This window comes from Pseudomonas sp. GL-R-19 (assembly GCF_019956375.1).
Taxonomy (GTDB): Bacteria; Pseudomonadota; Gammaproteobacteria; order Pseudomonadales; family Pseudomonadaceae; genus Aquipseudomonas.
Map to the genome: position 1 here is coordinate 1 of NZ_JAHBDJ010000046.1, position 23453 is coordinate 23453.

The 23453-nt window shown below is 61.1% G+C and carries 21 protein-coding genes; 10 read left to right on the forward strand and 11 right to left on the reverse strand.

What is annotated here, in order from left to right:
* Positions 1 to 699, reverse strand: a 699-nt coding sequence (locus KGA83_RS22245; protein ID WP_223530940.1) for a TPM domain-containing protein, incomplete at its 3' end; no start/stop codon positions are given.
* A 37-nt stretch (positions 700 to 736) separates the two neighbouring features.
* Positions 737 to 1342, reverse strand: coding sequence for a LemA family protein (locus KGA83_RS22250; RefSeq protein WP_115948226.1), 606 nt, complete (start codon positions 1340 to 1342; stop codon positions 737 to 739).
* 262 nt (positions 1343 to 1604) lie between these two features.
* Between KGA83_RS22250 and bglX the strand changes: the two genes are divergently transcribed.
* Positions 1605 to 3896, forward strand: coding sequence for a beta-glucosidase BglX (gene bglX / locus KGA83_RS22255; RefSeq protein ID WP_108216775.1), 2292 nt, complete (start codon positions 1605 to 1607; stop codon positions 3894 to 3896).
* 132 nt (positions 3897 to 4028) lie between these two features.
* On the opposite strand, the gene KGA83_RS22260 is transcribed toward bglX, so the two are convergent.
* The 5 genes from KGA83_RS22260 to KGA83_RS22280 all read right to left on the reverse strand — a co-directional run bounded on the left by KGA83_RS22260 (position 4029) and on the right by KGA83_RS22280 (position 8376).
* A complete protein-coding gene (locus KGA83_RS22260) occupies positions 4029 to 5186 on the reverse strand; it encodes a phospholipase D-like domain-containing protein (protein WP_108216774.1) in 1158 nt (385 codons plus the stop codon).
* Position 5187: 1 nt separating this feature from the next.
* Positions 5188 to 5778 carry a YceI family protein gene (locus KGA83_RS22265; protein ID WP_108216773.1) on the reverse strand — a complete coding sequence of 197 codons (591 nt, stop codon included), beginning with the start codon at positions 5776 to 5778 and terminating at the stop codon, positions 5188 to 5190.
* A gap of 118 nt (positions 5779 to 5896) precedes the next feature.
* Entirely contained in the window at positions 5897 to 6220 is a 324-nt protein-coding gene (locus KGA83_RS22270) for an amidase (RefSeq protein ID WP_108216772.1), read from the reverse strand.
* The gene (locus tag KGA83_RS22275) at positions 6217 to 7311 is read right to left on the reverse strand and encodes a serine hydrolase domain-containing protein (protein ID WP_223530942.1); all 1095 of its coding nucleotides are present in this window, start codon (positions 7309 to 7311) and stop codon (positions 6217 to 6219) included. The genes KGA83_RS22270 and KGA83_RS22275 overlap by 4 nt, the downstream gene beginning before the upstream one ends.
* 186 nt (positions 7312 to 7497) lie before the next feature.
* Positions 7498 to 8376, reverse strand: a complete 879-nt coding sequence (locus tag KGA83_RS22280; protein WP_108216770.1) for an acyl-CoA dehydrogenase family protein — start codon at positions 8374 to 8376, stop codon at positions 7498 to 7500.
* A 155-nt stretch (positions 8377 to 8531) separates the two neighbouring features.
* On the opposite strand from KGA83_RS22280, the gene olsB reads away from it, so the two are divergent.
* Together olsB and KGA83_RS22290 are read left to right on the forward strand one after the other, a co-directional pair.
* A complete protein-coding gene (gene olsB / locus KGA83_RS22285; protein WP_057400777.1) occupies positions 8532 to 9287 on the forward strand; it encodes an L-ornithine N(alpha)-acyltransferase in 756 nt (251 codons plus the stop codon).
* The gene (locus KGA83_RS22290; protein ID WP_108216768.1) at positions 9287 to 10078 is read left to right on the forward strand and encodes a lysophospholipid acyltransferase family protein; all 792 of its coding nucleotides are present in this window, start codon (positions 9287 to 9289) and stop codon (positions 10076 to 10078) included. Before olsB ends, KGA83_RS22290 begins: the two co-directional genes overlap by 1 nt.
* A gap of 110 nt (positions 10079 to 10188) precedes the next feature.
* Here KGA83_RS22290 and KGA83_RS22295 read toward each other — a convergent pair whose 3' ends face one another.
* On the reverse strand, positions 10189 to 10767 hold the full coding sequence (locus KGA83_RS22295) for an ACP phosphodiesterase (RefSeq protein WP_108216767.1): 579 nt from the start codon (positions 10765 to 10767) through the stop codon (positions 10189 to 10191).
* Between the two features lie 170 nt (positions 10768 to 10937).
* On the opposite strand from KGA83_RS22295, the gene KGA83_RS22300 reads away from it, so the two are divergent.
* The 3 genes from KGA83_RS22300 to KGA83_RS22310 are packed head-to-tail and all read left to right on the forward strand — an operon-like array spanning position 10938 to position 13524.
* The gene (locus KGA83_RS22300) at positions 10938 to 11240 is read left to right on the forward strand and encodes an ArsR/SmtB family transcription factor (RefSeq protein ID WP_108216766.1); all 303 of its coding nucleotides are present in this window, start codon (positions 10938 to 10940) and stop codon (positions 11238 to 11240) included.
* Positions 11241 to 11286: 46 nt separating this feature from the next.
* Entirely contained in the window at positions 11287 to 12453 is a 1167-nt protein-coding gene (locus tag KGA83_RS22305) for an MFS transporter (protein WP_108216765.1), read from the forward strand.
* A 21-nt stretch (positions 12454 to 12474) separates the two neighbouring features.
* Positions 12475 to 13524 (forward strand): alkene reductase, encoded by a 1050-nt coding sequence (locus KGA83_RS22310; RefSeq protein ID WP_108216764.1) that lies wholly within the window; start codon positions 12475 to 12477, stop codon positions 13522 to 13524.
* A 362-nt stretch (positions 13525 to 13886) separates the two neighbouring features.
* Here the strand turns inward: KGA83_RS22310 and emhR are convergent, their stop codons facing one another.
* Positions 13887 to 14519: an efflux system transcriptional repressor EmhR gene (emhR, locus tag KGA83_RS22315; RefSeq protein WP_108216762.1), complete on the reverse strand. Its 633-nt coding sequence runs from the start codon at positions 14517 to 14519 to the stop codon at positions 13887 to 13889.
* Positions 14520 to 14785: 266 nt separating this feature from the next.
* Between emhR and KGA83_RS22320 the strand changes: the two genes are divergently transcribed.
* The 4 genes from KGA83_RS22320 to KGA83_RS22335 all read left to right on the forward strand — a co-directional run bounded on the left by KGA83_RS22320 (position 14786) and on the right by KGA83_RS22335 (position 22189).
* The gene (locus KGA83_RS22320) at positions 14786 to 15943 is read left to right on the forward strand and encodes an efflux RND transporter periplasmic adaptor subunit (RefSeq protein WP_108216761.1); all 1158 of its coding nucleotides are present in this window, start codon (positions 14786 to 14788) and stop codon (positions 15941 to 15943) included.
* Between the two features lie 3 nt (positions 15944 to 15946).
* Positions 15947 to 19108, forward strand: a complete 3162-nt coding sequence (gene emhB / locus KGA83_RS22325) for an efflux RND transporter permease subunit EmhB (RefSeq protein ID WP_108216760.1) — start codon at positions 15947 to 15949, stop codon at positions 19106 to 19108.
* On the forward strand, positions 19108 to 20568 hold the full coding sequence (gene emhC, locus KGA83_RS22330) for an efflux RND transporter outer membrane subunit EmhC (RefSeq protein WP_108216759.1): 1461 nt from the start codon (positions 19108 to 19110) through the stop codon (positions 20566 to 20568). Before emhB ends, emhC begins: the two co-directional genes overlap by 1 nt.
* A 361-nt stretch (positions 20569 to 20929) precedes the next feature.
* Positions 20930 to 22189, forward strand: a complete 1260-nt coding sequence (locus KGA83_RS22335; protein ID WP_223530944.1) for an OprD family porin — start codon at positions 20930 to 20932, stop codon at positions 22187 to 22189.
* Positions 22190 to 22255: 66 nt separating this feature from the next.
* On the opposite strand, the gene pcaC is transcribed toward KGA83_RS22335, so the two are convergent.
* Positions 22256 to 22648 (reverse strand): 4-carboxymuconolactone decarboxylase, encoded by a 393-nt coding sequence (pcaC, locus tag KGA83_RS22340; RefSeq protein WP_108216757.1) that lies wholly within the window; start codon positions 22646 to 22648, stop codon positions 22256 to 22258.
* A 10-nt stretch (positions 22649 to 22658) separates the two neighbouring features.
* Entirely contained in the window at positions 22659 to 23450 is a 792-nt protein-coding gene (gene pcaD / locus KGA83_RS22345) for a 3-oxoadipate enol-lactonase (RefSeq protein ID WP_108216756.1), read from the reverse strand.
* Positions 23451 to 23453: the final 3 nt, after the last annotated feature.

Below are 23453 nucleotides of genomic sequence, written 5' to 3' on the forward strand. Positions count from 1 at the left end.
TCCACCTCCACCGCCGCCGCCAAATCCACCACCGCCGAAGCCGCCCCCGGATCCACCGGAGCCGCCCCGGCCGACAGGAAGGATACCGAGCATCTGGCACACAAAAACAGTCAGGATGAACAACATCAGCAAAAACACGAACAACCCGGGGTGGCGCGAAACGAAATCGTCCCCCGGATCGCCTCTGGATTCATACGCCGTGGAGGGTTCGTCCAAGGGGTTGCCGCCCAACACCAGCAGCATCGCCGCCACGCCGTCACTGATGCCCTTGCTGAAGTTGCCGGTCTTGAACGCCGGGGTGATGACCTGGTTGATGATCACCGAACTCTGGGCATCGGTCAGGCGATCCTCCAGGCCGTAGCCGACTTCGATGCGAAGTTTACGCTCGTCACGGGCGACGATCAGCAAGGCGCCGTTGTTCTTGTCCTTCTGTCCGATGCCCCAGTGGCGGCCGAGCCGGTAACCGAAGTCGGCGATGTCGGTGCCTTGCAAATCCGGCAAAGTCACTACCACAAGCTGCTCGCCGGTGGCTTGCTCATGGGCCTGAAGTTGCCGGGTGAGTTGCTCGCGCACCGATGGCTCGATCATCTGCGCGTTGTCGACCACCCGTCCGGTCAGCGCCGGGAAACTCAGCTCGGCCCGGGCCGTGATCGCCACCACCCACAACAACAGCAACAGGCCTGCTTTCAACACATGCATTGGCAACCTCTTGCGTAGTGACGCCGATGACCGCTGTTCAGAATTTGACCTCGGGAGCCTTTTCCGACCCCGGTGTGGCTTCGAAGGTCTCGCGCACCGGCAGGTCGCTGTACATCACGCTGTGCCACAGGCGACCGGGGAACGTGCGGATTTCGGTGTTGTATTTCTGCACCGCCAGGATGAAATCGCGCCGAGCCACGCTGATCCGGTTTTCGGTACCTTCCAGCTGCGATTGCAGGGCGAGGAAGTTCTGGTTGGCCTTCAGGTCCGGATATCGCTCGGAGACCACCATCAAACGACTCAAGGCGCCACTGAGCTGATCCTGAGCCTGCTGGTACTGCTTGAGTTTTTCCGGGTTGTCGAGGGTCGAGGCATCCACCTGGATCGACGTGGCCTTGGCTCGCGCTTCAATCACCGCGGTCAGGGTCTGTTCCTCATGTTTGGCGTACCCCTTGACGGTTTCCACCAGATTGGGAATCAGGTCGGCACGGCGCTGATACTGGTTCTGCACCTGGCCCCAGGCGGCCTTGGCCTGTTCGTCGAGGGTCGGGATATTGTTGATACCGCAGGCGGTCAGCAGCGTGGCCAGCATCAGTAGCGTGGCGACCTGCAGGCGCGAACGGTAGGTTGGACTTACATTCATCAGGTTGACGCTCCCTTGTACATGTCATGAAAAGACCGACCGTAAAACCTACTGAGCCGGCTTTGGGGCATAATCGCCCGCGCCTCTGGATTGCAACGGGCCGATGGGCTAAAAAGAGGCCCTGCGCGAAACCGCATCCGCCATCTTGCGGTCGTATCCTGGCTCTGGTTTTTTGAGCCGGCGCCCGAACAACAATAGACGCTCCCTAAATTTTGGCTGGCCGGCGTGTACATCGCCGTTTGGGCCCTTGAGAAAACTATTCATGAAGAAGCTGTGTTTGCTGGGCCTGTTCGTCAGCCTGGCCAGTCATAACGTATTGGCCGCCACGACCCCCGCACCCTTGGAGAACAAGGAAGCCTTCGTCAGCAACCTGATGAAGCAAATGACCCTCGATGAAAAAATCGGCCAGTTGCGCCTGATCAGCATCGGCCCGGAAATGCCGCGCGAAATGATCCGCAAGGAAATCGCGGCGGGCAACATCGGCGGTACGTTCAACTCGATCACCCGTCCGGAAAACCGGCCGATGCAGGACGCGGCCATGCGCAGCCGTCTGAAGATCCCGATGTTCTTCGCCTACGACGTGATCCACGGCCACCGCACCATTTTCCCGATCCCGCTAGCCCTGGCCTCGAGCTGGGACATGGACGCCATCGGCCTGTCCGGGCGCATTGCCGCCAAGGAAGCCGCGGCTGACAGCCTCGACATCACCTTCGCGCCGATGGTCGACATCTCTCGCGACCCGCGCTGGGGCCGTACTTCCGAAGGCTTCGGCGAAGACACCTACCTGGTGTCGCGCATTGCCGGCGTGATGGTCAAGGCGTTCCAGGGCACGGGTGCCAACGCGGCCGACAGCATCATGGCCAGCGTCAAGCACTTCGCCCTGTATGGCGCGGTCGAGGGTGGCCGCGACTACAACATCGTCGACATGAGCCCGGTCAAGATGTACCAGGACTATCTGCCACCGTACCGCGCCGCCATCGATGCCGGCGCTGGCGGGGTCATGGTCGCGCTGAACTCGATCAACGGCGTGCCGGCCACCGCCAACACCTGGCTGATGAACGACCTGCTGCGCAAGCAGTGGGGCTTCAAGGGCCTGGCGGTCAGCGACCACGGGGCGATCTTCGAGCTGATCAAGCACGGCGTTGCCGCCGACGGTCGCGAAGCGGCGAAGCTGGCGATCAAGGCCGGCATCCACATGAGCATGAACGACACCCTCTACGGCAAAGAGCTGCCAGGGCTGCTGAAGGCCGGCGAGATCCAGCAGAGCGACATCGACAATGCCGTGCGTGCGGTGCTCGGCGCCAAGTACGACATGGGCCTGTTCAAGGACCCGTACCTGCGCATCGGCAAGGCCGAGGACGATCCGGTCGACACCTACGCCGACAGCCGCCTGCACCGCGCCGAGGCCCGTGATGTGGCACGCCGCGGCCAGGTGCTGTTGAAAAACCGCAACGCAACCCTGCCACTGAAGAAGACCGCGAAAATCGCCCTGGTCGGCCCGCTGGCCAAGGCGCCCATCGACATGATGGGCAGTTGGGCTGCCGCCGGTAAGCCGGCGCAGTCGGTGACCCTGTTCGACGGCATGACCAACGCCCTGGGCGACAAATCGACACTGATCTACGCCCGTGGCGCCAACATCACCAGCGACCCGAAAATCCTCGGTTACCTGAACTTCCTCAACTTCGACGCCCCGGAAGTGGTGGATGACCCTCGCCCGGCGAACGTGCTGATCGACGAAGCGGTGAAAGCCGCCAAGGACGCTGACGTAGTGGTTGCTGCCGTCGGAGAGTCCCGTGGCATGTCCCACGAATCGTCGAGCCGCACCGATCTGAACATCCCGGAAAACCAGCGCGAGTTGATCCGAGCCCTGAAAGCCACCGGCAAGCCGCTGGTACTGGTGTTGATGAACGGCCGTCCACTGACGATCCTCGAAGAGAAAGAACAGGCGGACGCGATCCTGGAAACCTGGTTCACCGGCACCGAGGGCGGCAACGCCATCGCCGACGTGCTGTTCGGCGACTACAACCCGTCGGGCAAACTGCCGATCAGTATCCCGCGCTCGGTCGGCCAGATTCCGACCTACTACAACCACCTGACCATTGGCCGGCCGTTCACCCCGGGCAAACCGGGCAACTACACCTCGCAATATTTCGATGACACCACCGGTCCCCTGTACCCGTTCGGCTATGGCCTGAGCTACACCGAGTTCAGCCTGAGCGACATGGCCCTGTCGTCGACCACGCTGAACAAGACCGGCAAGCTCGACGCCAGCGTCACGGTGAAGAACACCGGCAAGCGAGATGGCGAAACCGTGGTGCAGTTGTACATCCAGGACGTGGCCGGCTCGATGATCCGCCCGATCAAGGAGCTGAGAAACTTCCAGAAAGTGATGATCAAGGCCGGCGAACAGAAGGTCGTGCACTTCACCATCACCGAGGACGACCTGAAGTTCTACAACTCCCAGCTCAAATACGCGGCGGAGCCAGGCAAGTTCAACGTGCAGATTGGCCTGGATTCCCAGGACGTGACGCAGCAGAGTTTTGAGTTGCTCTAAACCCCACTCCCCCCTGTAGGAGCTGGCTTGCCAGCGAAAGCGGTCTGTCATTCGACACAGTGTCGACTGACCCGACGCCTTCGCTGGCAAGCCAGCTCCTACAGGGGTTTCAGGGTGTTCGGAAGATCGGGTTCAACCCCTTCGATCCAGCAGATTCACCACCACCCGATCCACCCATCCCCACACCCGCTGCTTGACCCGACGCCACAATGGCCGACGCTTCCACTCCTCCAGACTGACTTGCTGGCTCAGGGCGAAATCGTGCTCGAAACTCGCAGCCACCGACCGGGTCAACCCGGGGTCCAGCGCTTCCAGATTGGCTTCCAGGTTGAAGCGCAGATTCCAGTGATCGAAGTTGCACGAGCCGATGCTCACCCAGTCATCGATCAAGACCATTTTCAAGTGCAGGAAACACGGCTGGTACTCGAAGATCTTCACCCCGGCCCTGAGCAGTCGCGGGTAGTAACGATGCCCGGCGTAGCGCACGGACGGGTGATCGGTACGGGGGCCGGTCAGCAGCAACCGCACATCGATGCCCCGGGCAGCCGCCCGGCGCAGGGAACGGCGGACTTTCCAGGTCGGCAAAAAGTACGGCGTGGCCAGCCAGATTCGTCGCTGGCCGCTGTTCAACGCGCGCACCAGCGATTGCAGAATGTCCCGGTGTTGGCGGGCGTCGGCATAGGCCACCCGGCCCATGCCCTCGCCCATCGATGGCACCCGCGGCAGGCGCGGCAAGCCAAAATGCGAGGCCGGTCGCCAGGCGCGGCGATGGCGGTTGGCAATCCACTGACGATCGAACAGCAACTGCCAGTCGAGCACCAGTGGCCCGGTGATTTCCACCATCACCTCATGCCATTCGCTGACATCTTCCCCCGGGGTCCAGAACTCATCAGTGACACCGGTGCCGCCGACGACCGCCAGGCTCTGATCCACCAGCAACAATTTGCGGTGATCGCGATAGAAGTTGCCGACCCAACGCCGCCAGCTCAGGCGATTGTAAAAACGCAGCTCCACGCCGGCAGCCGTCAGCCGCTGACGCGAGGTCAGGGTGAAGGCGAGGCTGCCATAGTCATCGAACAGGCAGCGCACTCGCACACCGCGCTCGGCGGCCTGCACCAATGCCTGGACCATGGCTTCGGCACAGGCGCCCGCTTCCACCAGATACAGCTCCAGCTCGACCTGTTCTTCGGCGCGGGCAATCGCCACCAGCATGCGCGGGAAAAACTGCGGACCATCGACCAGCAGTTCGAAGTGGTTGCCTTCACGCCAGGGAAAAATCGCTCCGGCCATGTCAGCGCGCCGTGAAAATCAGCACCGCACCCACCGGCACCGACAGACTGATCGCCGAGAGGCCGGCCATTTTGCGTAACGTTTCCAACCCTGGAGCCAAATCAAAATCCTCGGCGTTGATCACCAACGGTTCGAGGGTCACCACCTGAAAGCGCCGGTCATCGAGACGGGTTGCCAGCAACTGTGCGTTGTATTCGTGTTGCTTGCCATGCAGGTCGACGGTCAGTGGCAGGCGCAATTCCAGCTGTGCGCCGGGAGCGAGATCGTTGATCGGGCGCAGATCGATTTTCGTGGTGATCATGGCGTCGGGAAACCTGTCGATCTGGAACAGTTCCTTGCGCATGCGCTCATCACGCAACGGGATGCCGCTGTTGATCGACTCCAGCTCGACTTCGACCTGCGCCAGTCCTTCGGGATCGACCTTGCCGTGCAGCACCAGAAAGCGCTGCACTTCGCAGACATTGGCATTTTTGGTGCTGACGAATGACAGACGCGAGGACTCGCCATCCAGGTACCAATCGGCACGGGCCGACAACGCGGCACCGGCCAACAACAGGAAAGCCAGGGATTGAAGGGTGGAGCGCTTGAACATAGAGACTCGTGGGGCAGATAAACCTGTGCTGAACCTTAACCGGCCTTCAGCGCATTGCAAGCTATCCGTTACACCCCCGCTACAAAAGCCCTCCCCTCACCCAGGCACTTCATCGTACTCACGGCTGCAAGCGACAGCCCTGGCGCTCGCCGGTCCACACGGCGCTGTTGCTGCGGCCCATGCCGCTGACCGTTACGCGCTTGTCGGTAGCGTCATCGGTAAAGCCGCTGGCGGGCAGCCACTGCTTCACATAACCGTGGCAGTACTCGGCGTCGTTGTTCATCACGTAGCGGCACGAACAGTATTCCTTGGCGGTGTAGGCGCTGATGATGTCGGGGAACGCCCACAGCGCCACCCGCTCGTGCCAGATCCAGCCGAGCAAGGCGATCAACAGGATCAGCAATAGAGAACCGAGCGGTCGACGACGAATGAAACCGGTCATGGCTGCACCTTCCCGGCAAAGGCCTTGAGCGCGAGCTGGAGCAATTGGTTGTGCCGGTAGCTGCCGTCGCGGTCATCGCCATAGCGGACGATCACCAGGTGTTCGCTGGGGATCACATACATTGCCTGCCCCCAATGACCCAATGCGGCGAAGGTGTCGGCGGGGGCATCGGGCCAGGGTCGTGCCGCGCCCTCGACGGCTCGATTGAGCCACCATTGGCCGCCGGGGACGGCATCGTCTTCGTGTGCGTGATAGTGAGCGAACGGCTCGCGGTTGAACGCCACCCAATCCTTGGGCAATAGCTGCTTGTCTCCCCAACGACCTTCGCGAGCCATCAACAGACCGACCCGGGCCAGGTCCCGTGCAGTGAGGTAGGCATAGGACGACGCGACGAAAGTGCCCGTGGCATCGGTTTCCCAGATCGCGTGGCGAATGCCCAGCGGTTCGAACAATGCAGTCCACGGAAAGTCGGGATAACGACCGGGACCGACGATGGTTTTCAGCGCGGCGGACAGCAGGTTGCTGTCACCGCTGGAGTAGCGGAACGCCTGGCCTGGCGCCGCATAAGCATCATGGGCCGCAGTGAACGCGGCCATGTCGTGGTGACCACGGGTGTAGAGCATGGCCACCACCGAAGACTTCAGCGGTGCGTATTCGTAGTCTTCTTGCCAATCCAGGCCCGAGGCCCAGTGCAGCAGGTCGGCCATGGTCATGTCGGGGTGTTTTTGCAGGGGCGGATAAAACTTCGCCACTGGGTCGCCGAGCTTGAACAAGCCTTCGCCGTAGGCCACGCCGAGGATCGTGGCCATCAGGCTCTTGCTGATCGACCAGATCAGGTGCGGCGTCTCGGCCGTCGTCGGACCGGCGTAGCGTTCGTAGATCAACTGGCCGTCGCGAATGACCAACAAGGCATCGGTGCGAATGCCCTGGCGGGTGGTGTCATCACGGGATGGGAAAGCGTAGGCCTCCAAGGCTTGAAGCGCCGGGCCCGTCGGCGTCGGGGTGGTCGGCCATTGCTCGGCGGGCCAGTTTTCGGCTTGGGCCGTGAAGCTGAGCAACAGCAGGAAAATCAGGAACAAGCCTTTGGGCATGGCGGGGGCTCACAGGGAATAACCGGGTCAGCCTAGTCCAGTTAAATGACACTCACGCGACCCTTACCCTTGGAGCTGCCGAAGGCTAGGGCCGCGTTCGGACGATCTTTTGATTTTGCTCTTTGGCCATACCGAAAAGAACAGGATCAAAAGATCGCAGCCTTCGGCAGCTCCTACCCGGAATCGTCAGAGGTCTGCCAATGCCTTGGCCAACCGCTTGCCCCGCGCCCCGGCCGCCAAATCCATCACCGCCTGATCCCGCTGCCACATCGTCGCCCACTCCGCAGGCCCTCCGGCCAACGCCTCATTGACCTCAGCCTTGAGCCCTTCGAACTGTGCAAACAACCCGCCAAGCAACACATGCCCGGCCGGATGGGTCGGTGGCTGGCGGCTGGTTTCCGCGCACCCCGCCAACAACCCCAGCAAGCGCAATTGCAAGCCTTGCGGCCAATCGCATTCCTGGCTAATGCCATACAACCACGCCGACATGGCGCTCAGCACATAGATGTCTTCCAGGGTGCGGAATGGTTTGACATAGGCATCCCAGCCGTCCCCGGCGAGCAATTCGCACAAGGCATTGTCCAGAAACAATCGGCCATGACTGATGTCCGGCATCAACGGGATCGGCGCCAGTTTTTCCACCCGCACACCCGGCTCATCACGATAGATCACCGCCAGGCTCAAGCGCGGATCGGAGCCAGGCTCCTCGCTGCGCGCTGCCACCAGCAGCCAGTCGGCGGCATCGCCTGCGGTGACGAAATCCTTGCGTCCGCTCAGACGCAAACCGCTCAGTCGGGTTTGCATGTCGGCCGGGCGCAGGCTGCGCTTTTCGGTGGCGCACAGCGCACCGAGGCTCAGCGGCGCACTCGGCCAAAGCATGCGCAATGCCGCTTGATAGCCCACCAGAAACGCCAGTCCCGGTGTCGCCATCAACCGCCCGCCAAGCACGGCCAATTCGAACGGCGAGACCGTGCCCAACTGCTGCAACAAGGTCGCGAAACCTTCAGCCAGATCCGGGTTGGCGGGCAAGCGATCACGGCGGTTCAACAGGGTTTGCCAGGGCATAAGAGGCTCCTCGAGGGCTGTCATATAAGCATCACCAAAGCTTAATGGCGATGACACCGGGGCTACATAGCCTGACTTTGCACAACACGGCTAGACAAAGAAAGTCGATTCGCTGTAGCCCAAAGACAGGTGAGCAGCCCGCACGGAGATTCGCCATGACTCAGATCGCCCGCATCAGCGACACCGGCAACGAACGCCGCCTGCAAGCCGAACGCCTGGTGGGCGCCGAGGCGTTGCAGGAAGCCCAGGCCTTGCGCTTCAACGTGTTCAGCGGCGAATTCAACGCCAGGCTCAAGGGTGCTGAACTGGGTCTGGACATGGACGACTACGACGTTCACTGCGCCCACATCGGCGTGCGCGACCTGAACACCGGGCGTCTGGTGGCGACCACACGTTTGCTCGACCACACGGCTGCCAGCAGCCTGGGCAAGTTCTACAGCGAAGAAGAATTCAGCCTCCACGGCCTGGTGCACCTGCAAGGCCCGATCCTGGAAATCGGTCGCACCTGCGTCGACCCGGCCTACCGCAACGGCGGCACCATCGCCGTGCTCTGGGGCGAACTGGCCGAAGTCCTGAACCAGGGCGGCTATAGCTATCTGATGGGTTGCGCGAGCATTCCAATGCAGGATGGTGGCGTGCAGGCCCACGCCATCATGCAGCGTCTGCGCGAACGCTACCTGTGCACCGAACACCTGCGCGCCGAGCCGAAAAACCCGCTGCCAAGCCTGGACATCCCGTCGAACGTGATCGCCGAAATGCCACCGCTGCTCAAGGCCTACATGCGCCTGGGCGCGAAGATCTGCGGCGAGCCATGCTGGGACGAAGACTTCCAGGTCGCCGACGTGTTCATTCTGCTCAAGCGCGACGAACTCTGCCCGCGCTACGCCAAACACTTCAAGGCGGCTGTCTGATGAGCCGGTTGCGGGTGTACGCGCGAATCGCGCGAGTGCTGTTGGTGGTGATGCTGGGCCTGGGCATGGCCAGCGTGTTCGGGGTGTTCGAGCGCCTGGGCATGGCCCATTCGATGGCGCGTCGCCAGCGCTGGTCGCGTTTTTTCATGGCCCGCCTGAGCAACGCCCTGCCCTTTGACGTGACCGTCCACGGCGAGCTGCCGAAGGCCCCGATGCTCTGGGTCAGCAACCACGTGTCCTGGACCGACATCCCGCTGCTGGGCATGCTCACGCCGCTGTCGTTCCTGTCCAAGGCCGAAGTCCGTACCTGGCCAGTAGCCGGCTGGTTGGCGGCCAAGGCCGGCAGCCTGTTTATCCGCCGTGGCTCGGGTGACAGCCAGTTGATCCGCAAGCAGATGACCCGTCACCTGGAACAGGCACACCCACTGCTGATGTTCCCGGAAGGCACCACCACCGATGGCCGTTCGCTGCGTACCTTCCATGGTCGCCTGCTGTCCGCCGCCATCGATTCCGAAGTGGCGATGCAGCCGGTAGCGATTCGTTATGTGCGTGACGGCGAGCCTTGCGCGCTGGCGCCGTTCATTGGCGACGATGATCTGCTCTCGCACTTGATGCGTCTGTTCACCAACGACCGTGGCGGTGTGGAGATCCATCTGCTCAAGCCAATCGCTTGCGAAGGTCGGGAACGCGCGGCGCTGGCGTTCGAGGCGCAGCAGGCGGTGCAGAAGGTTTTGTTTGGTGAGATTGTCGAACCGCAACGAGCACCAATGCGCCCCGCTATCGCAGCGTAAACACACATCCCCTGTGGGAGCGAGCCTGCTCGCGAATGCGGTGCGACAGCCAACGATAATGTTGGATGTGATGGCCCCTTCGCGAGCAGGCTCGCTCCCACATTTGGGTTTTATGGTGTTGGATAGTTCCGGGCAAAATCCTGCAGCTGCGGATAGAACAACCTGAAGTCCTCGCTCAACGGTTCATACAACCGCCGCAATTCCTGCATCGCCGGCGCCAGCTCTTCCGGCCGGGTCAAGCGCCGCGAGATCCCGCGCAACACTTGCTCCAGCACTTCGAATTCCTGATACGAGCCCAACCAGTCATTGGCCACCATGTGCGGCGCTATCTTCGCCAGCCGCTCCGGCAATTGCCGTTCGCTGGACAGCACCCGGTAAACGTCCGAGGTGAACAACGCCAGGGGCCGGTCGGCATACAACGTCCAGTCCCGGGCCAGGCAGTGGTCGAAAAACACGTCGAGCACGATCCCCGCATAGCGACGACGGGTCAGGGAAAAACGCGACAACGCGACGTCCACCAGCGGATGGCGATCGGTGAACACGTCGATGCTGCGGTGCAGCTGGATAGCCCCCTCGATTTCCGGAGCGAACTGCCCTTGCAGCCGTCCCTTGACGAAATCGCCATACAGACTGCCGAGCAATTGACCGGGACGCTGACCACCGAGGTGAAGATGTGCGAGATAGTTCATGGGCGCAGCTTAGCACTGCCCTCTTGTCTTGTTACACTCACCATATCGCTATAACTCGATATACCGAAATGTGAGCGGGTCAGAGCCAAATCATATTTGTATATCGCGAAATACCGATTTAAAGTTCGCCTCATCGCGATATAGCGTTTTACACATCACGAGCCCACATCATGACCATGAATTTCGACGAAATAATAAAAGCCTTGGCGCACCCGGTACGGCGAGACATTCTGCGCTGGCTCAAGGACCCGACCGTCGAATTCCCTGACCAGTCCCATAGCAACGAGCACGGCGTTTGCGCCGGGCAGATCGATCAACGTTGCGGCCTGTCGCAGTCCACGGTGTCCGCACACCTGGCGACCCTGCAACGCGCCGGCCTGATCAGCAGCCGCAAAGTCGGCCAGTGGCATTTCTTCAAACGCAATGAGGAAACCATCCAGGAGTTCCTCAAAACCTTCAGTAAAGAGCTCTGACCCTGAGAACGCCCCCAACGTCAGCCAGCCGAAAAGGAATTGAACAATGCCCCTCTCGCTACTCATCCTGGCCTTGAGCGCCTTCGCCATCGGCACCACCGAGTTCGTCATCATGGGCCTGCTGCCCAACGTGGCGGCTGACCTCGGTGTGTCGATTCCCGGTGCCGGCTGGCTGGTGACCGGTTACGCCCTGGGCGTGGCCATCGGCGCACCATTCATGGCGCTGGCCACCGCCCGACTGCCGCGCAAGGCCGCCCTGGTGGCGTTGATGGGCATCTTCATTGTCGGCAACCTGCTCTGCGCAGTGGCCGGCGACTACAACGTGCTGATGTTCGCCCGTGTGGTCACCGCCCTGTGCCATGGCGCCTTCTTCGGTATCGGTTCAGTCGTAGCCGCCGGCCTGGTGCCTGCGAACAAACGCGCTTCGGCCGTGGCCCTGATGTTCACCGGCCTGACCCTGGCCAACGTCCTCGGCGTACCGCTGGGCACCGCCCTCGGTCAGGCAGCCGGCTGGCGTTCGACCTTCTGGGCCGTGACCGTGATCGGTGTGATCGCACTGATCGGTTTGATCCGCTTCCTGCCGGCCAAGCGCGATGAAGAAAAACTCGACATGCGCGCCGAACTGGCCGCACTCAAGGGCGGCGGTATCTGGCTGTCCCTGAGCATGACCGCGCTGTTCGCCGCCTCGGTGTTCACCCTGTTCACCTACATTGCGCCGCTGCTGGGCGAAGTCACCGGCGTCTCGCCCCGTGGCGTGACCTGGACCCTGATGCTCATCGGCCTGGGCCTGACGGTCGGCAACATCATCGGCGGCAAGCTGGCCGACAAAGGCATGGCCGCGACGCTGATCGGCGTGTTCATCACCATGGCCGTGGTGTCCACCGTGCTGACCTGGACCAGCGTCGCGCTGATCCCGACCGAAATCACCCTGTTCCTCTGGGCCACCGCGTGCTTCGCCGCGGTACCGGCGCTGCAAGTGAACGTGGTGACCTTCGGCAACGCCGCACCGAACCTGGTGTCGACCCTGAATATCGGCGCTTTCAACATCGGCAACGCCCTGGGTGCCTGGGTCGGCGGTAGCGTGATCGCACACGGCTTCGGCCTGACCAGCGTGCCGCTCGCCGCAGCCGCACTGGCGGTACTCGCCCTGCTGGTGACCCTGATTACTTTCCGTCAGAGCGGCAATCCCGATCTGGCTCCCGTTACTAATTGATCTTCAAAAGAGAGCTACTAAATGACGACTATTTTCGATCCGATCAAACTGGGCGACCTCGAGTTGGCCAACCGCATCATCATGGCGCCACTGACCCGCTGCCGCGCCGACGAAGGTCGCGTACCCAACGCGCTGATGGCCGAGTACTACGTACAGCGCGCTTCGGCAGGCCTGATCCTCAGCGAGGCCACCTCGGTGACGCCGATGGGCGTCGGCTACCCGGACACCCCGGGCATCTGGTCCAATGATCAGGTGCGTGGCTGGTCCAACGTGACCAAGGCGATCCATGGCGCGGGCGGCAAGATCTTCCTGCAACTGTGGCACGTGGGTCGCATTTCCCACGGTTTGTACCTGAACGATGAAGCCCCGGTCGCCCCGAGTGCCATCCAGCCCAAAGGCCACGTCAGCCTCGTTCGTCCGTTGGCCGACTTCCCGGTGCCGCGCGCCCTGGAAACCGCTGAAATCGCCGATATCGTCGACGCTTACCGTGTCGGCGCCGAGAACGCCAAGGCGGCCGGCTTCGACGGTGTGGAAATCCATGCCGCCAACGGTTACCTGCTCGACCAGTTCCTGCAAAGCAGCACCAACCAGCGCACCGACAACTACGGCGGCGCCCTGGAAAACCGTGCTCGCCTGCTACTGGAAGTGACTGACGCGGCGATCGAAATCTGGGGTGCCGGCCGTGTGGGCGTACACCTGTCGCCACGCGCCGACCTGCATGACATGGGCGACGACAACCTGGCCGAAACCTTCACCTACGTCGCTCGCGAACTGGGCAAGCGTGGCATCGCCTTCATCTGCTCGCGGGAGAAAGAAGGTGCCGACAGCCTCGGCCCTCAACTCAAGGAAGCCTTCGGCGGCCCTTACATTGCCAACGAGCGTTTCACCAAGGACAGCGCCAACGCGTTGCTCGCCAGTGGCAAGGCCGATGCAGTCGCCTTCGGCGTACCTTTCATTGCCAACCCTGACCTGCCAGCGCGTTTGCAGGCTGACGCGCCGCTGAACGACGCGCGCCCGGAACTGTTCTACGCCAAGGGCCCGGCCGGTTACATCGACTACCCGACGCTGTAATCAGCAACCGTTGAAACGCAAAAGCCCCGACTTGAAAGAGCCGGGGCTTTTTGTTATCTGGACGGTTAACACTATCCACACTGTAGGAGCGAGCTTGCTCGCGATGGTCGTTAACGATAACGCGTGGTTACTGGTTAAACGCGACGCTATCGAGTCCATCGCGAGCAAGCTCGCTCCTACAGGGGCAATAGGTGGCCTTCTCACAGACTCGACACAAAATTCCTACAAATTACTGAGCTTGCTACCTGTCCACCTGCCGAGTGTAAGTATATAAAAGCACCCCATTGTCGGAGGGCGCGTGAAGAACTGTTCATCTTCGGTTTCAATGGTTGACACACAAGGCGCCAATTACGCATTTTGCTTTATTTACGCAGGCTGGGGCTGAAGCGCAACAGATCCAGCCCGGTGTCGACCCAACGCTCGGCTTCGGCGTGCAATTGAAAACTGTCCGGGGCCAGCAACCACTGGTACAGGATGCCATCAATAAAAGCGTGCAAGCTGATGGCGGCGCGGGCGGTGTCGAGGTTTTCCGGCAACTGGCCGCGATTCACCGCATTACTCAGGGCCAGGCCGATCCGCACATTGCATTCGAGGCTGGCTGACACCCGTTGTTGGCGCAGGTCGCACATTTCATCGGTGAATTCACACTTATGAAAAAGAATCTCATTGATGCGGCGGGTTTTCGGGTCCAGCGCAATTTGATGAAACAAATGAATCAACAGTTTGCGCATGCAGCCCAGGGGATCGAGTTCGTCTTCGCTCTCGCTGGCCTTGGCCATTTCTTCCAGCGGCTCATGCAAGGTGTCGAGCATGGCCTGCACCAGGTCCGCCTTGTTGCTGAAGTGCCAGTAAATGGCCCCTCGAGTGACACCGGCCAGGGTCGCGATGTCCGCCAGGGTCGTGCGCGCCACGCCTCGCTCGAAAAAGGCCTTTTCGGCCGCCTCGAGAATTTGTGCGCGGGTTTCCTGAGCTTCCTCTTTGGTACGACGGACCATGGCAGTACAACCTCAATCGGGGTGCTTCAGCGATGTCTGAATATCAGCTGAATAAAAAGTGGGGCGAACGTTCTGGGGGGGCGTCCCCAGCCTGCATTTCCAACCGTTCAACGGCTTGTGTAACGACGTTGATACGCAGCCTGGGTATTTACAAACAGCCATGTACGTAAGTATATTCATTAGCAAGCTACTTATCCACTCGGTAACCATTTTTCAACCTTCCACCTTTCTAGTGCGCTCCTTGCGCGCCTGACCCGAGGATTTTCATGCAATTCAAGCCAGCTGTTACCGCTCTGGTCGCCGCCGTCGCCCTGGCATCGCTGCTCAGCGGATGCAAAAAGGAAGAGGCAGCACCGGCCGCCCCACCGCCTCAGGTCGGCGTCGTGACTCTGCAACCGCAAGCTTTCACCCTGACGTCCGATCTGCCTGGTCGGACCAGTGCGTACCGCATTGCCGAAGTCCGTCCTCAGGTCAACGGCATCATTCTCAAGCGCTTGTTCAAGGAGGGTAGCGACGTCAAGGCCGGCCAGCAGCTCTATCAGATCGATCCGTCAATCTATGAAGCCACGCTCGCCAGCGCCGAAGCCAACCTGCGTTCGACCAAATCGATTTCCGACCGCTACAAGCAACTGGTCGACGAACAAGCGGTAAGCCGTCAGGAATACGACACCGCCTTGGCCAACCGCCTGCAATCGGAAGCCGCACTGCAAACTGCCCAGATCAATGTGCGCTACACCAAGGTCAATGCCCCGCTGACCGGCCGCATCGGCCGCTCCTCGGTGACCGAAGGCGCACTGGTGAGCAATGCTCAGGTCGATGCGATGGCGGTGATTCAGCAAATCGACCCGATCTACGTCGACGTGACGCAGTCCTCGGTCGAGCTGTTGCAACTGCGCCGTGAGCTGGAAAGCGGTCGCCTGCAAAAGGCTGGCGATAACGCAGCCTCGGTCAAGCTGACCCTCGAAGACGGCAGCGAGTACAAGCTGGATGGCAAGCTGGAGTTCTCCGAAATCTCGGTTGACCAGACCACCGGCTCCGTCACCCTGCGCGCGATTTTCCCGAACCCTGATCACACCCTTCTGCCAGGCATGTTCGTGCACGCCAAATTGCTGACCGGAGTGAACAGCGCGGCGATCCTGGCCCCGCAGCAAGGCGTGACTCGTGACCTCAAAGGCACCCCGACCGCTCTGGTCGTCGGCCCGGACAACAAGGTCGAACTGCGTCAACTCAAGGCCAACCGCACTGTCGGTAACCAATGGCTGATCGAAGATGGCCTGAAGGCCGGCGATCGCCTGATTACCGAAGGTCTGCAATTCGTCAAACCTGGCATCGAAGTCAAGACCAGTGAAGCGACCAACGTAGCCGTAAGGAACCCGGCCCCCGCCCAGGTAGCTGATAAAGCCTCCGGCGGCGAAGGGGAGTAAACCATGTCGAAATTTTTTATCGACCGTCCGATTTTCGCCTGGGTAATTGCCTTGGTGATCATGTTGGTCGGGGCACTATCGATCCTCAGACTGCCGATCAACCAGTACCCGAGCATTGCGCCTCCAGCGATCGCCATCTCCGTGGCCTACCCGGGTGCTTCGGCGCAAACGGTACAGGACACCGTGGTTCAGGTGATCGAGCAACAGCTCAACGGTATCGACCACCTGCGTTATGTCTCGTCGGAAAGTAACTCCGACGGCACCATGACCATTACCGCGACCTTCGAGCAAGGCACCAACTCCGATACCGCGCAGGTTCAGGTCCAGAACAAGCTGAACCTGGCCACCCCACTGCTGCCGCAAGAAGTGCAACAGCAGGGTATCCGCGTCACCAAGGCGGTGAAGAACTTCCTGTTGGTGATCGGCGTGGTGTCGCGTGACGGCAGCATGACCAAGGACGACCTGTCCAACTACATCGTGTCGAACATGCAGGACCCGATCTCGCGGACCGCCGGTGTCGGCGACTTCCAGGTGTTCGGTTCCCAGTACGCCATGCGTATCTGGCTCGACCCGGCCAAGTTGAACAACTACAACCTGACGCCGATCGACGTCAGAACCGCCATCGCTGCGCAAAACGTCCAGGTGTCGTCCGGCCAGCTCGGCGGCCTGCCGGCCCTGCCCGGCACCCAGTTGAACGCGACGATCATCGGCAAGACCCGCCTGCAGACCGCGGAGCAATTCGACAAGATCCTGCTCAAGGTCAACAAGGACGGTTCCCAGGTTCGCTTGAAAGATGTTGCCGAAGTCGGTCTGGGGGGTGAGAACTACAGCATCAACGCCCAGTTCAACGGCGCCCCGGCTTCCGGTCTGGCGGTGAAACTGGCCACCGGTGCCAACGCTCTGGATACCGCCAAAGCCCTGCGCACGACCATCGACAGCCTCAAACCGTTCTTCCCGCAAGGGATGGAAGTGGTGTTCCCGTATGACACCACGCCGGTAGTAACGGAATCGATCAAGGGCGTGGTTCACACCCTGGTCGAAGCGGTCGCCCTGGTGTTCCTGGTGATGTTCCTGTTCCTGCAGAACTTCCGTGCCACCATCATCACCACGATGACCGTGCCGGTGGTATTGCTCGGTACGTTCGGGATCCTCGCGGCAGCCGGTTTCAGCATCAACACCCTGACCATGTTCGGTATGGTGCTGGCCATCGGCTTGCTGGTGGACGACGCCATCGTCGTGGTGGAAAACGTCGAACGGGTGATGAGCGAAGAAGGCCTGTCACCCAAGGAAGCCACCAAGAAATCCATGGGCCAGATCCAGGGCGCACTGGTCGGTATCGCCCTGGTGCTGTCGGCGGTGCTGCTGCCAATGGCGTTCTTCAGCGGTTCCACCGGTGTGATCTACAAGCAGTTCTCGATCACCATCGTCTCGGCCATGGCCCTGTCGGTTCTGGTTGCGCTGATCTTCACCCCGGCGCTTTGCGCGACCATGCTCAAGCCGATCCGCAAAGGCGAGCACGGCGTACCGAAGCGCGGTTTCTTTGGCTGGTTCAACCGCAACTTCGACCGCGGCGTACGCAGCTACGAGCGTGGCGTGGGCAACATGCTTGCGCAAAAGGCCCCGTACCTGCTGGCCTACCTGATCATCGTCGTCGGCATGATCTGGCTGTTCACCCGTATTCCAACGGCGTTCCTGCCTGAAGAGGACCAGGGTGTCCTGTTCGCCCAGGTGCAAACCCCGGCCGGTTCGACATCCCAGCGTACCCAGGTGGTCGTGGACGAAATGCGTGAATTCCTGCTGCGTCCGGGCAAGGATGGCGGCGAAGGCGATGCGGTGAACTCGGTGTTTACCGTGACCGGCTTCAACTTCGCCGGCCGTGGCCAGAGTTCGGGCATGGCGTTCATCATGCTCAGACCGTGGGATGAGCGTAACGCCGACAACAACGTGTTCAAGGTGGCGGCCCGTGCCCAGCAGCACTTCTTCACCTTCCGCGATGCCATGGTGTTCGCCTTCGCGCCACCGGCGGTACTGGAACTGGGTAACGCCACCGGTTTCGACGTGTTCCTGCAGGACCGCGCCGGTATCGGCCACGAAAAACTGATGGCCGCGCGTAACCAGTTCCTCGGTATGGCCGCACAAAGCAAGATTCTGGCTCAGGTGCGTCCGAACGGCCTGAACGACGAACCGCAATACCAGCTGGAAATCGATGACGAGAAGGCCAGTGCCCTGGGCATTACCATCGCCGACATCAACAACACCCTGTCGATTGCCTTGGGCAGTAGCTACGTCAACGACTTCATCGACCGTGGTCGGGTGAAAAAGGTGTACGTGCAAGGCCAGCCAGGCGCTCGAATGGGCCCTGAAGACCTGCAGAAGTGGTACGTGCGCAATCGCGTCGGCACCATGGTTCCGTTCTCGGCGTTCGCCAAGGGCGAGTGGATCTACGGCTCGCCGAAACTGGCCCGTTACAACGGCGTGGAAGCGATGGAAATCCTCGGTGCCCCGGCGCCAGGCTATTCCACCGGTGAAGCCATGGCCGAAGTCGAAGCCATTGCCAAGAAACTGCCGGCGGGTGTCGGTATTTCCTGGACCGGCCTGTCGTACGAAGAACGTCTGTCCGGTTCGCAAGCACCAGCGCTGTATGCCCTGTCGCTGCTGATGGTGTTCCTGTGCCTGGCGGCGTTGTATGAAAGCTGGTCGATTCCGATCGCGGTGATGTTGGTGGTGCCGCTGGGGATCATCGGTGCATTGATGGCCACCAGCCTGCGCGGTTTGTCCAACGACGTGTACTTCCAGGTAGGTCTGTTGACGACTATCGGTCTGGCGGCAAAAAACGCCATCCTGATTGTCGAATTTGCCAAGGAGCTGCACGAACAAGGGCGTAGCCTGCGCGATGCGGCAATCGAAGCCAGTCGCATGCGTCTGCGACCGATCATCATGACCTCGCTCGCCTTCGTTCTGGGTGTGGTACCACTGGCGATATCCACCGGCGCGGGCTCCGGTAGCCAGCATGCAATCGGCACCGGTGTGATTGGCGGTATGATCACGGCCACTGTGCTGGCGATTTTCTGGGTCCCGCTGTTCTTCGTCACCGTGTCGTCCATAGGCCAGCGTAAAATCGCCGACCAGGATGACGCCATTGAAACTCCTCAAGAGGCTGGCTAATGAGCAAGTCGCTACTCTCCCTGGCAGTCGCCGCCTTCGTGCTCGGTGGCTGCTCGCTGATACCTGATTATCAGCAGCCCGAAGCGCCGGTGGCGGGCCAATACCCGCAGGGCCCGGCGTACTCGCCGGCCCAGGCACCGGCGCAAGCGGCTGCCGAGCAAGGCTGGAAGCAGTTTTTCCATGATCCGGCGCTGCAACAGCTGATTCAGGTTGCCCTGGAAAACAACCGTGACCTGCGTGTCGCAGCCCTGAACATCGACGCGTTTGCGGCTCAATACCGCATCTCCCGTGCCGATCTGTTCCCGGCCGTCTCGGCCAACGGCACCGGCAGCCGTCAGCGCGTTCCGGCTGACGCTTCGCAGACCGGCCAGACCGGCATCGTCAGTTCCAACTCGGCCACGGTCGGGGTCAGCGCCTACGAACTCGACCTGTTCGGTCGGGTCCGCAGCCTGAACGAAGAAGCGTTGCAGAAGTACTTCGCCACTGAAGAAGGTCGCCGCAGCACGCAGATCAGCCTGGTGGCCAGTGTGGCCAACGCCTACCTGACCTGGCAGGCGGACAAGGAACTGTACAAGCTGACCCAGGACACCCTGGCCACCTTCGAGGAGAGCTATAAGCTCACCGCTCGCAGCAACGAAGTCGGGGTCGCCTCGGCCCTGGACCTGGCACAGTCGCGCACCTCGGTGGAAAACGCCCGGGCGCAACTGGCCAAGTACACCCGTCAGGTCGCCCAGGACGAGAACAGCCTGGTGCTGCTGCTCGGCACCGGTATCCCGGCCAACCTGCAAGCGGCCAAACCACTTGACGACGACCTGCTGAGCGACGTGCCGCCCGGCCTGCCGTCGGACTTGCTGCAACGTCGTCCGGACATCCTTCAGGCCGAGTACAACCTGAAGGCCGCCAACGCCAACATCGGCGCGGCGCGGGCTGCGTTCTTCCCGAGCATCAGCCTCACGGCCAATGCCGGCACCTTGAGCACGGACCTGTCAGGCCTGTTCAAGGGTGGTTCGGGCACCTGGCTGTTCCAGCCGCAGATCAATCTGCCGATCTTCAACGCCGGCAGCCTGCGCGCCAGTCTGGACTTATCGAAAATCCAGAAAGACATCGGCGTGGCGAACTACGAGAAGTCCATTCAAACGGCCTTCCAGGAAGTCGCCGACGGCCTGGCCGCGCGCCAGACCTATGTCCAGCAGTTGCAGGCACAGAAAGATTTCGTCAGTGCCAACCAGGTCTACTACCGCCTGGCCGAGCGTCGTTACCTCATCGGTGTCGACAGCAACCTGACCTTCCTCGATGCCCAGCGTCAGCTGTTCAGTGCGCAGCAGGTGTTGATCACCGATCGCCTGGCGCAGCTGGTCAGCCAGGTCAACCTGTACAAGGCCCTGGGTGGTGGCTGGAACGAACAGACGGCGAAGAACGAGCCGTTGAAAGAAGAAGCGCCGAAGATGAAGTACTTCTGATAGTGCTGTGAAAACACGAAGCCCACCGATTGGTGGGCTTTTTGTTGCCTAAAATCAAAAGATCGCAGCCTTCGGCAGCTCCTACGCGGAAATTCGCGTTCCCTTGTAGGAGCTGCCGAAGGCTGCGATCTTTTGCCGTTCGATAATCGCCCAAAACCCGATTTTTACGATTGAACCATCCAGTACATTCCACGCACCATCCGAACCACAAAACCAATAACAACAGGTTCGACACTATGCCCCCGCGCCTTGCCCTCTCCGGCTGATTCGCTTCGTTTGTACTGATTTCGAAAATTCGTCTGCAACCCCGGGTTGCGGCATCACCCCGCTTCATCCCCAAGAATTAGAGAGACCCGAGCTCATGACGCCTTCCACCGCGCAGTATTTCGTTCCCAGCCTGATTGCCATTGCCCTGGCCAGCGCGGCCCTGCCCGCCAGCGCCGAAGAGTCGGGCTTCGTCGATGGGGCCAAGGTCAACCTGAACCTGCGTAACTTCTACATCAACCGCAACTTCACCAACCCGACCAAGGCCCAGGGCAAGGCTGAAGAGTGGACGCAAAGTTTCATCCTCGACGCCAAATCCGGGTTCACCCAGGGCACCGTCGGGTTCGGCATGGATGTGCTCGGTTTGTATTCACTGAAGCTTGATGGCGGCAAAGGCACCGGCGGCACGCAACTGCTGCCGCTGGATCACGACGGTCGCCCGGCGGACAATTTCGGACGCACCAACGTGGCGTTCAAAGCCAAGCTGTCGCAGACCGAAGTGAAAGTCGGCGAGTGGATGCCGGTGCTGCCAATCCTGCGTTCGGACGACGGTCGCTCGCTGCCGCAAACCTTCCGCGGCGGGCAGATCACCTCGAAGGAAATCAGTGGCCTGACGATCTACGGCGGCCAGTTCCGCCAGAACAGCCCGCGCGACGACAGCAGCATGAACGACATGTCGATGACCGGCAAAGCGGCGTTCACCTCTGACCGTTTCAACTTCGAGGGCGGCGAGTACCTGTTCAATGACAAGCGCACCCAGATCGGTCTGTGGAACGCCGAGCTCAAGGACATCTACAGCCAGCAATTCGTCAACTTGACCCACAGCCAACCGCTTGGCGACTGGACCCTGGGCGCCAACCTGGGTTTCTTCTACGGCAAGGATGACGGCAGCGCCCGGGCTGGCGAGCTGGACAACAAAACCCTGTACGGCTTGTTCTCGGCCAAGTACGGCGGCAACACGTTCTATGTCGGCCTGCAGAAACTCACTGGCGACAACGCCTGGATGCGGGTCAACGGCACCAGCGGCGGCACCCTGGCCAACGACAGCTACAACTCCAGCTACGACAATGCCCAGGAACGCTCCTGGCAGGTACGCCACGACTACAACTTCGTTGCCCTCGGCGTACCGGGCCTGACCCTGATGAACCGCTATATCAGCGGCGACAATGTGCACACCGGTAGCATCACCGATGGCAAGGAATGGGGGCGTGAAAGTGAACTGGGCTACACCGTGCAGAGCGGTGCACTGAAAGACCTGAACCTGAAATGGCGCAACTCGACCATGCGCCGGGATTACAGCAATAACGAGTTCGACGAGAACCGCTTGATCATCAGCTATCCGATCAGCTTGCTGTAAACCTCACCACCGCCATCGCGAGCAGGCTCGCGATGGCGTCAGCAAAGACACCGCAAATCGCCAGATCTACTCCCGCGACTCGATCCCCAACTCATCCCACACCGACTCGGCCAGGTGGAACGTCGCATTGGCCGCCGGGATCCCGCAGTAGATGGCGCTCTGCATGATCACTTCCTTGATCTCGCCACGGCTCACGCCGTTGTTGGCGGCAGCGCGCAGGTGCAGTTTCAATTCTTCGTTGCGATTCATACCGATCAACATGGCGATGGTGATCAGGCTGCGGGTATGGCGCGGCAGGCCCGGGCGGGTCCAGATGTCGCCCCAGGCGTGACGGGTGATCATCTCCTGAAACTCCGAGTTGAACTCGGTCAAGGCATTCAGGCTGCGGTCGACGTGGGCATCGCCCAAGACCGCGCGACGGACCTTCAGGCCCTCGTCATAACGTTGTTTCTCGTCCACGAAAACCCCCTCAATCAGCCGACAGAAACGCCAGCACACGCTCGCTGAACGCATTGCCTGCCTGGACGTTGGACAAGTGCGCCGCATAGAACTCGGCGTACTCGGCCCCGTGCACATGCTCCTGGATGAAATGCCCACCGGACGGTGGCGTCACCGCATCTTCACTTCCAGCGATCACCAATAGCGGCGCCTTGATCGAGGACAGTTGATCGCGGAAATCGGCATCGCGCACCGCTGCGCAATTGGCTGCATAGCCTTCGGGCGAAGTGGCCGCGAGCATGTCGGTGATTTGCTTGGCTGCTGCCGGGTTGGCGGCGGAGAAGTCCGGGGTGAACCAGCGGGCAATCGACGCATCGCGCAGGGCAACCATGGCCGCCTGACCATCACGCAGCACCATTTCGATACGCGGGTTCCACACCGACGGATCGCCGATTTTCGCCGCGGTGTTGCACACGATCAGCTTGTTCAGTCGCTCGCCGGCGTTGATACCCAGCCACTGGCCGATCAACCCGCCCATGGACAATCCACAGAAATGCGCGCGTTCGATGTGCAAGGCATCCAGCAGTGCAAGCACGTCGCGGCCCAGTTGCTCGATGCTGTATGGCCCCGGCGTCACCAATGACTGGCCATGGCCACGGGTGTCGAAACGCAACACGCGGAAATGCCCGGAGAACGCCGGGATTTGCGCGTCCCACATATGCAGGTCGGTGCCCAGGGAGTTGGACAGCACCAGTACCGGCGCATCGACCGGTCCATCGAGTTGGTAATGCAGTTCGCCCTCGGCGAGTTGTACAAAAGCCACAGC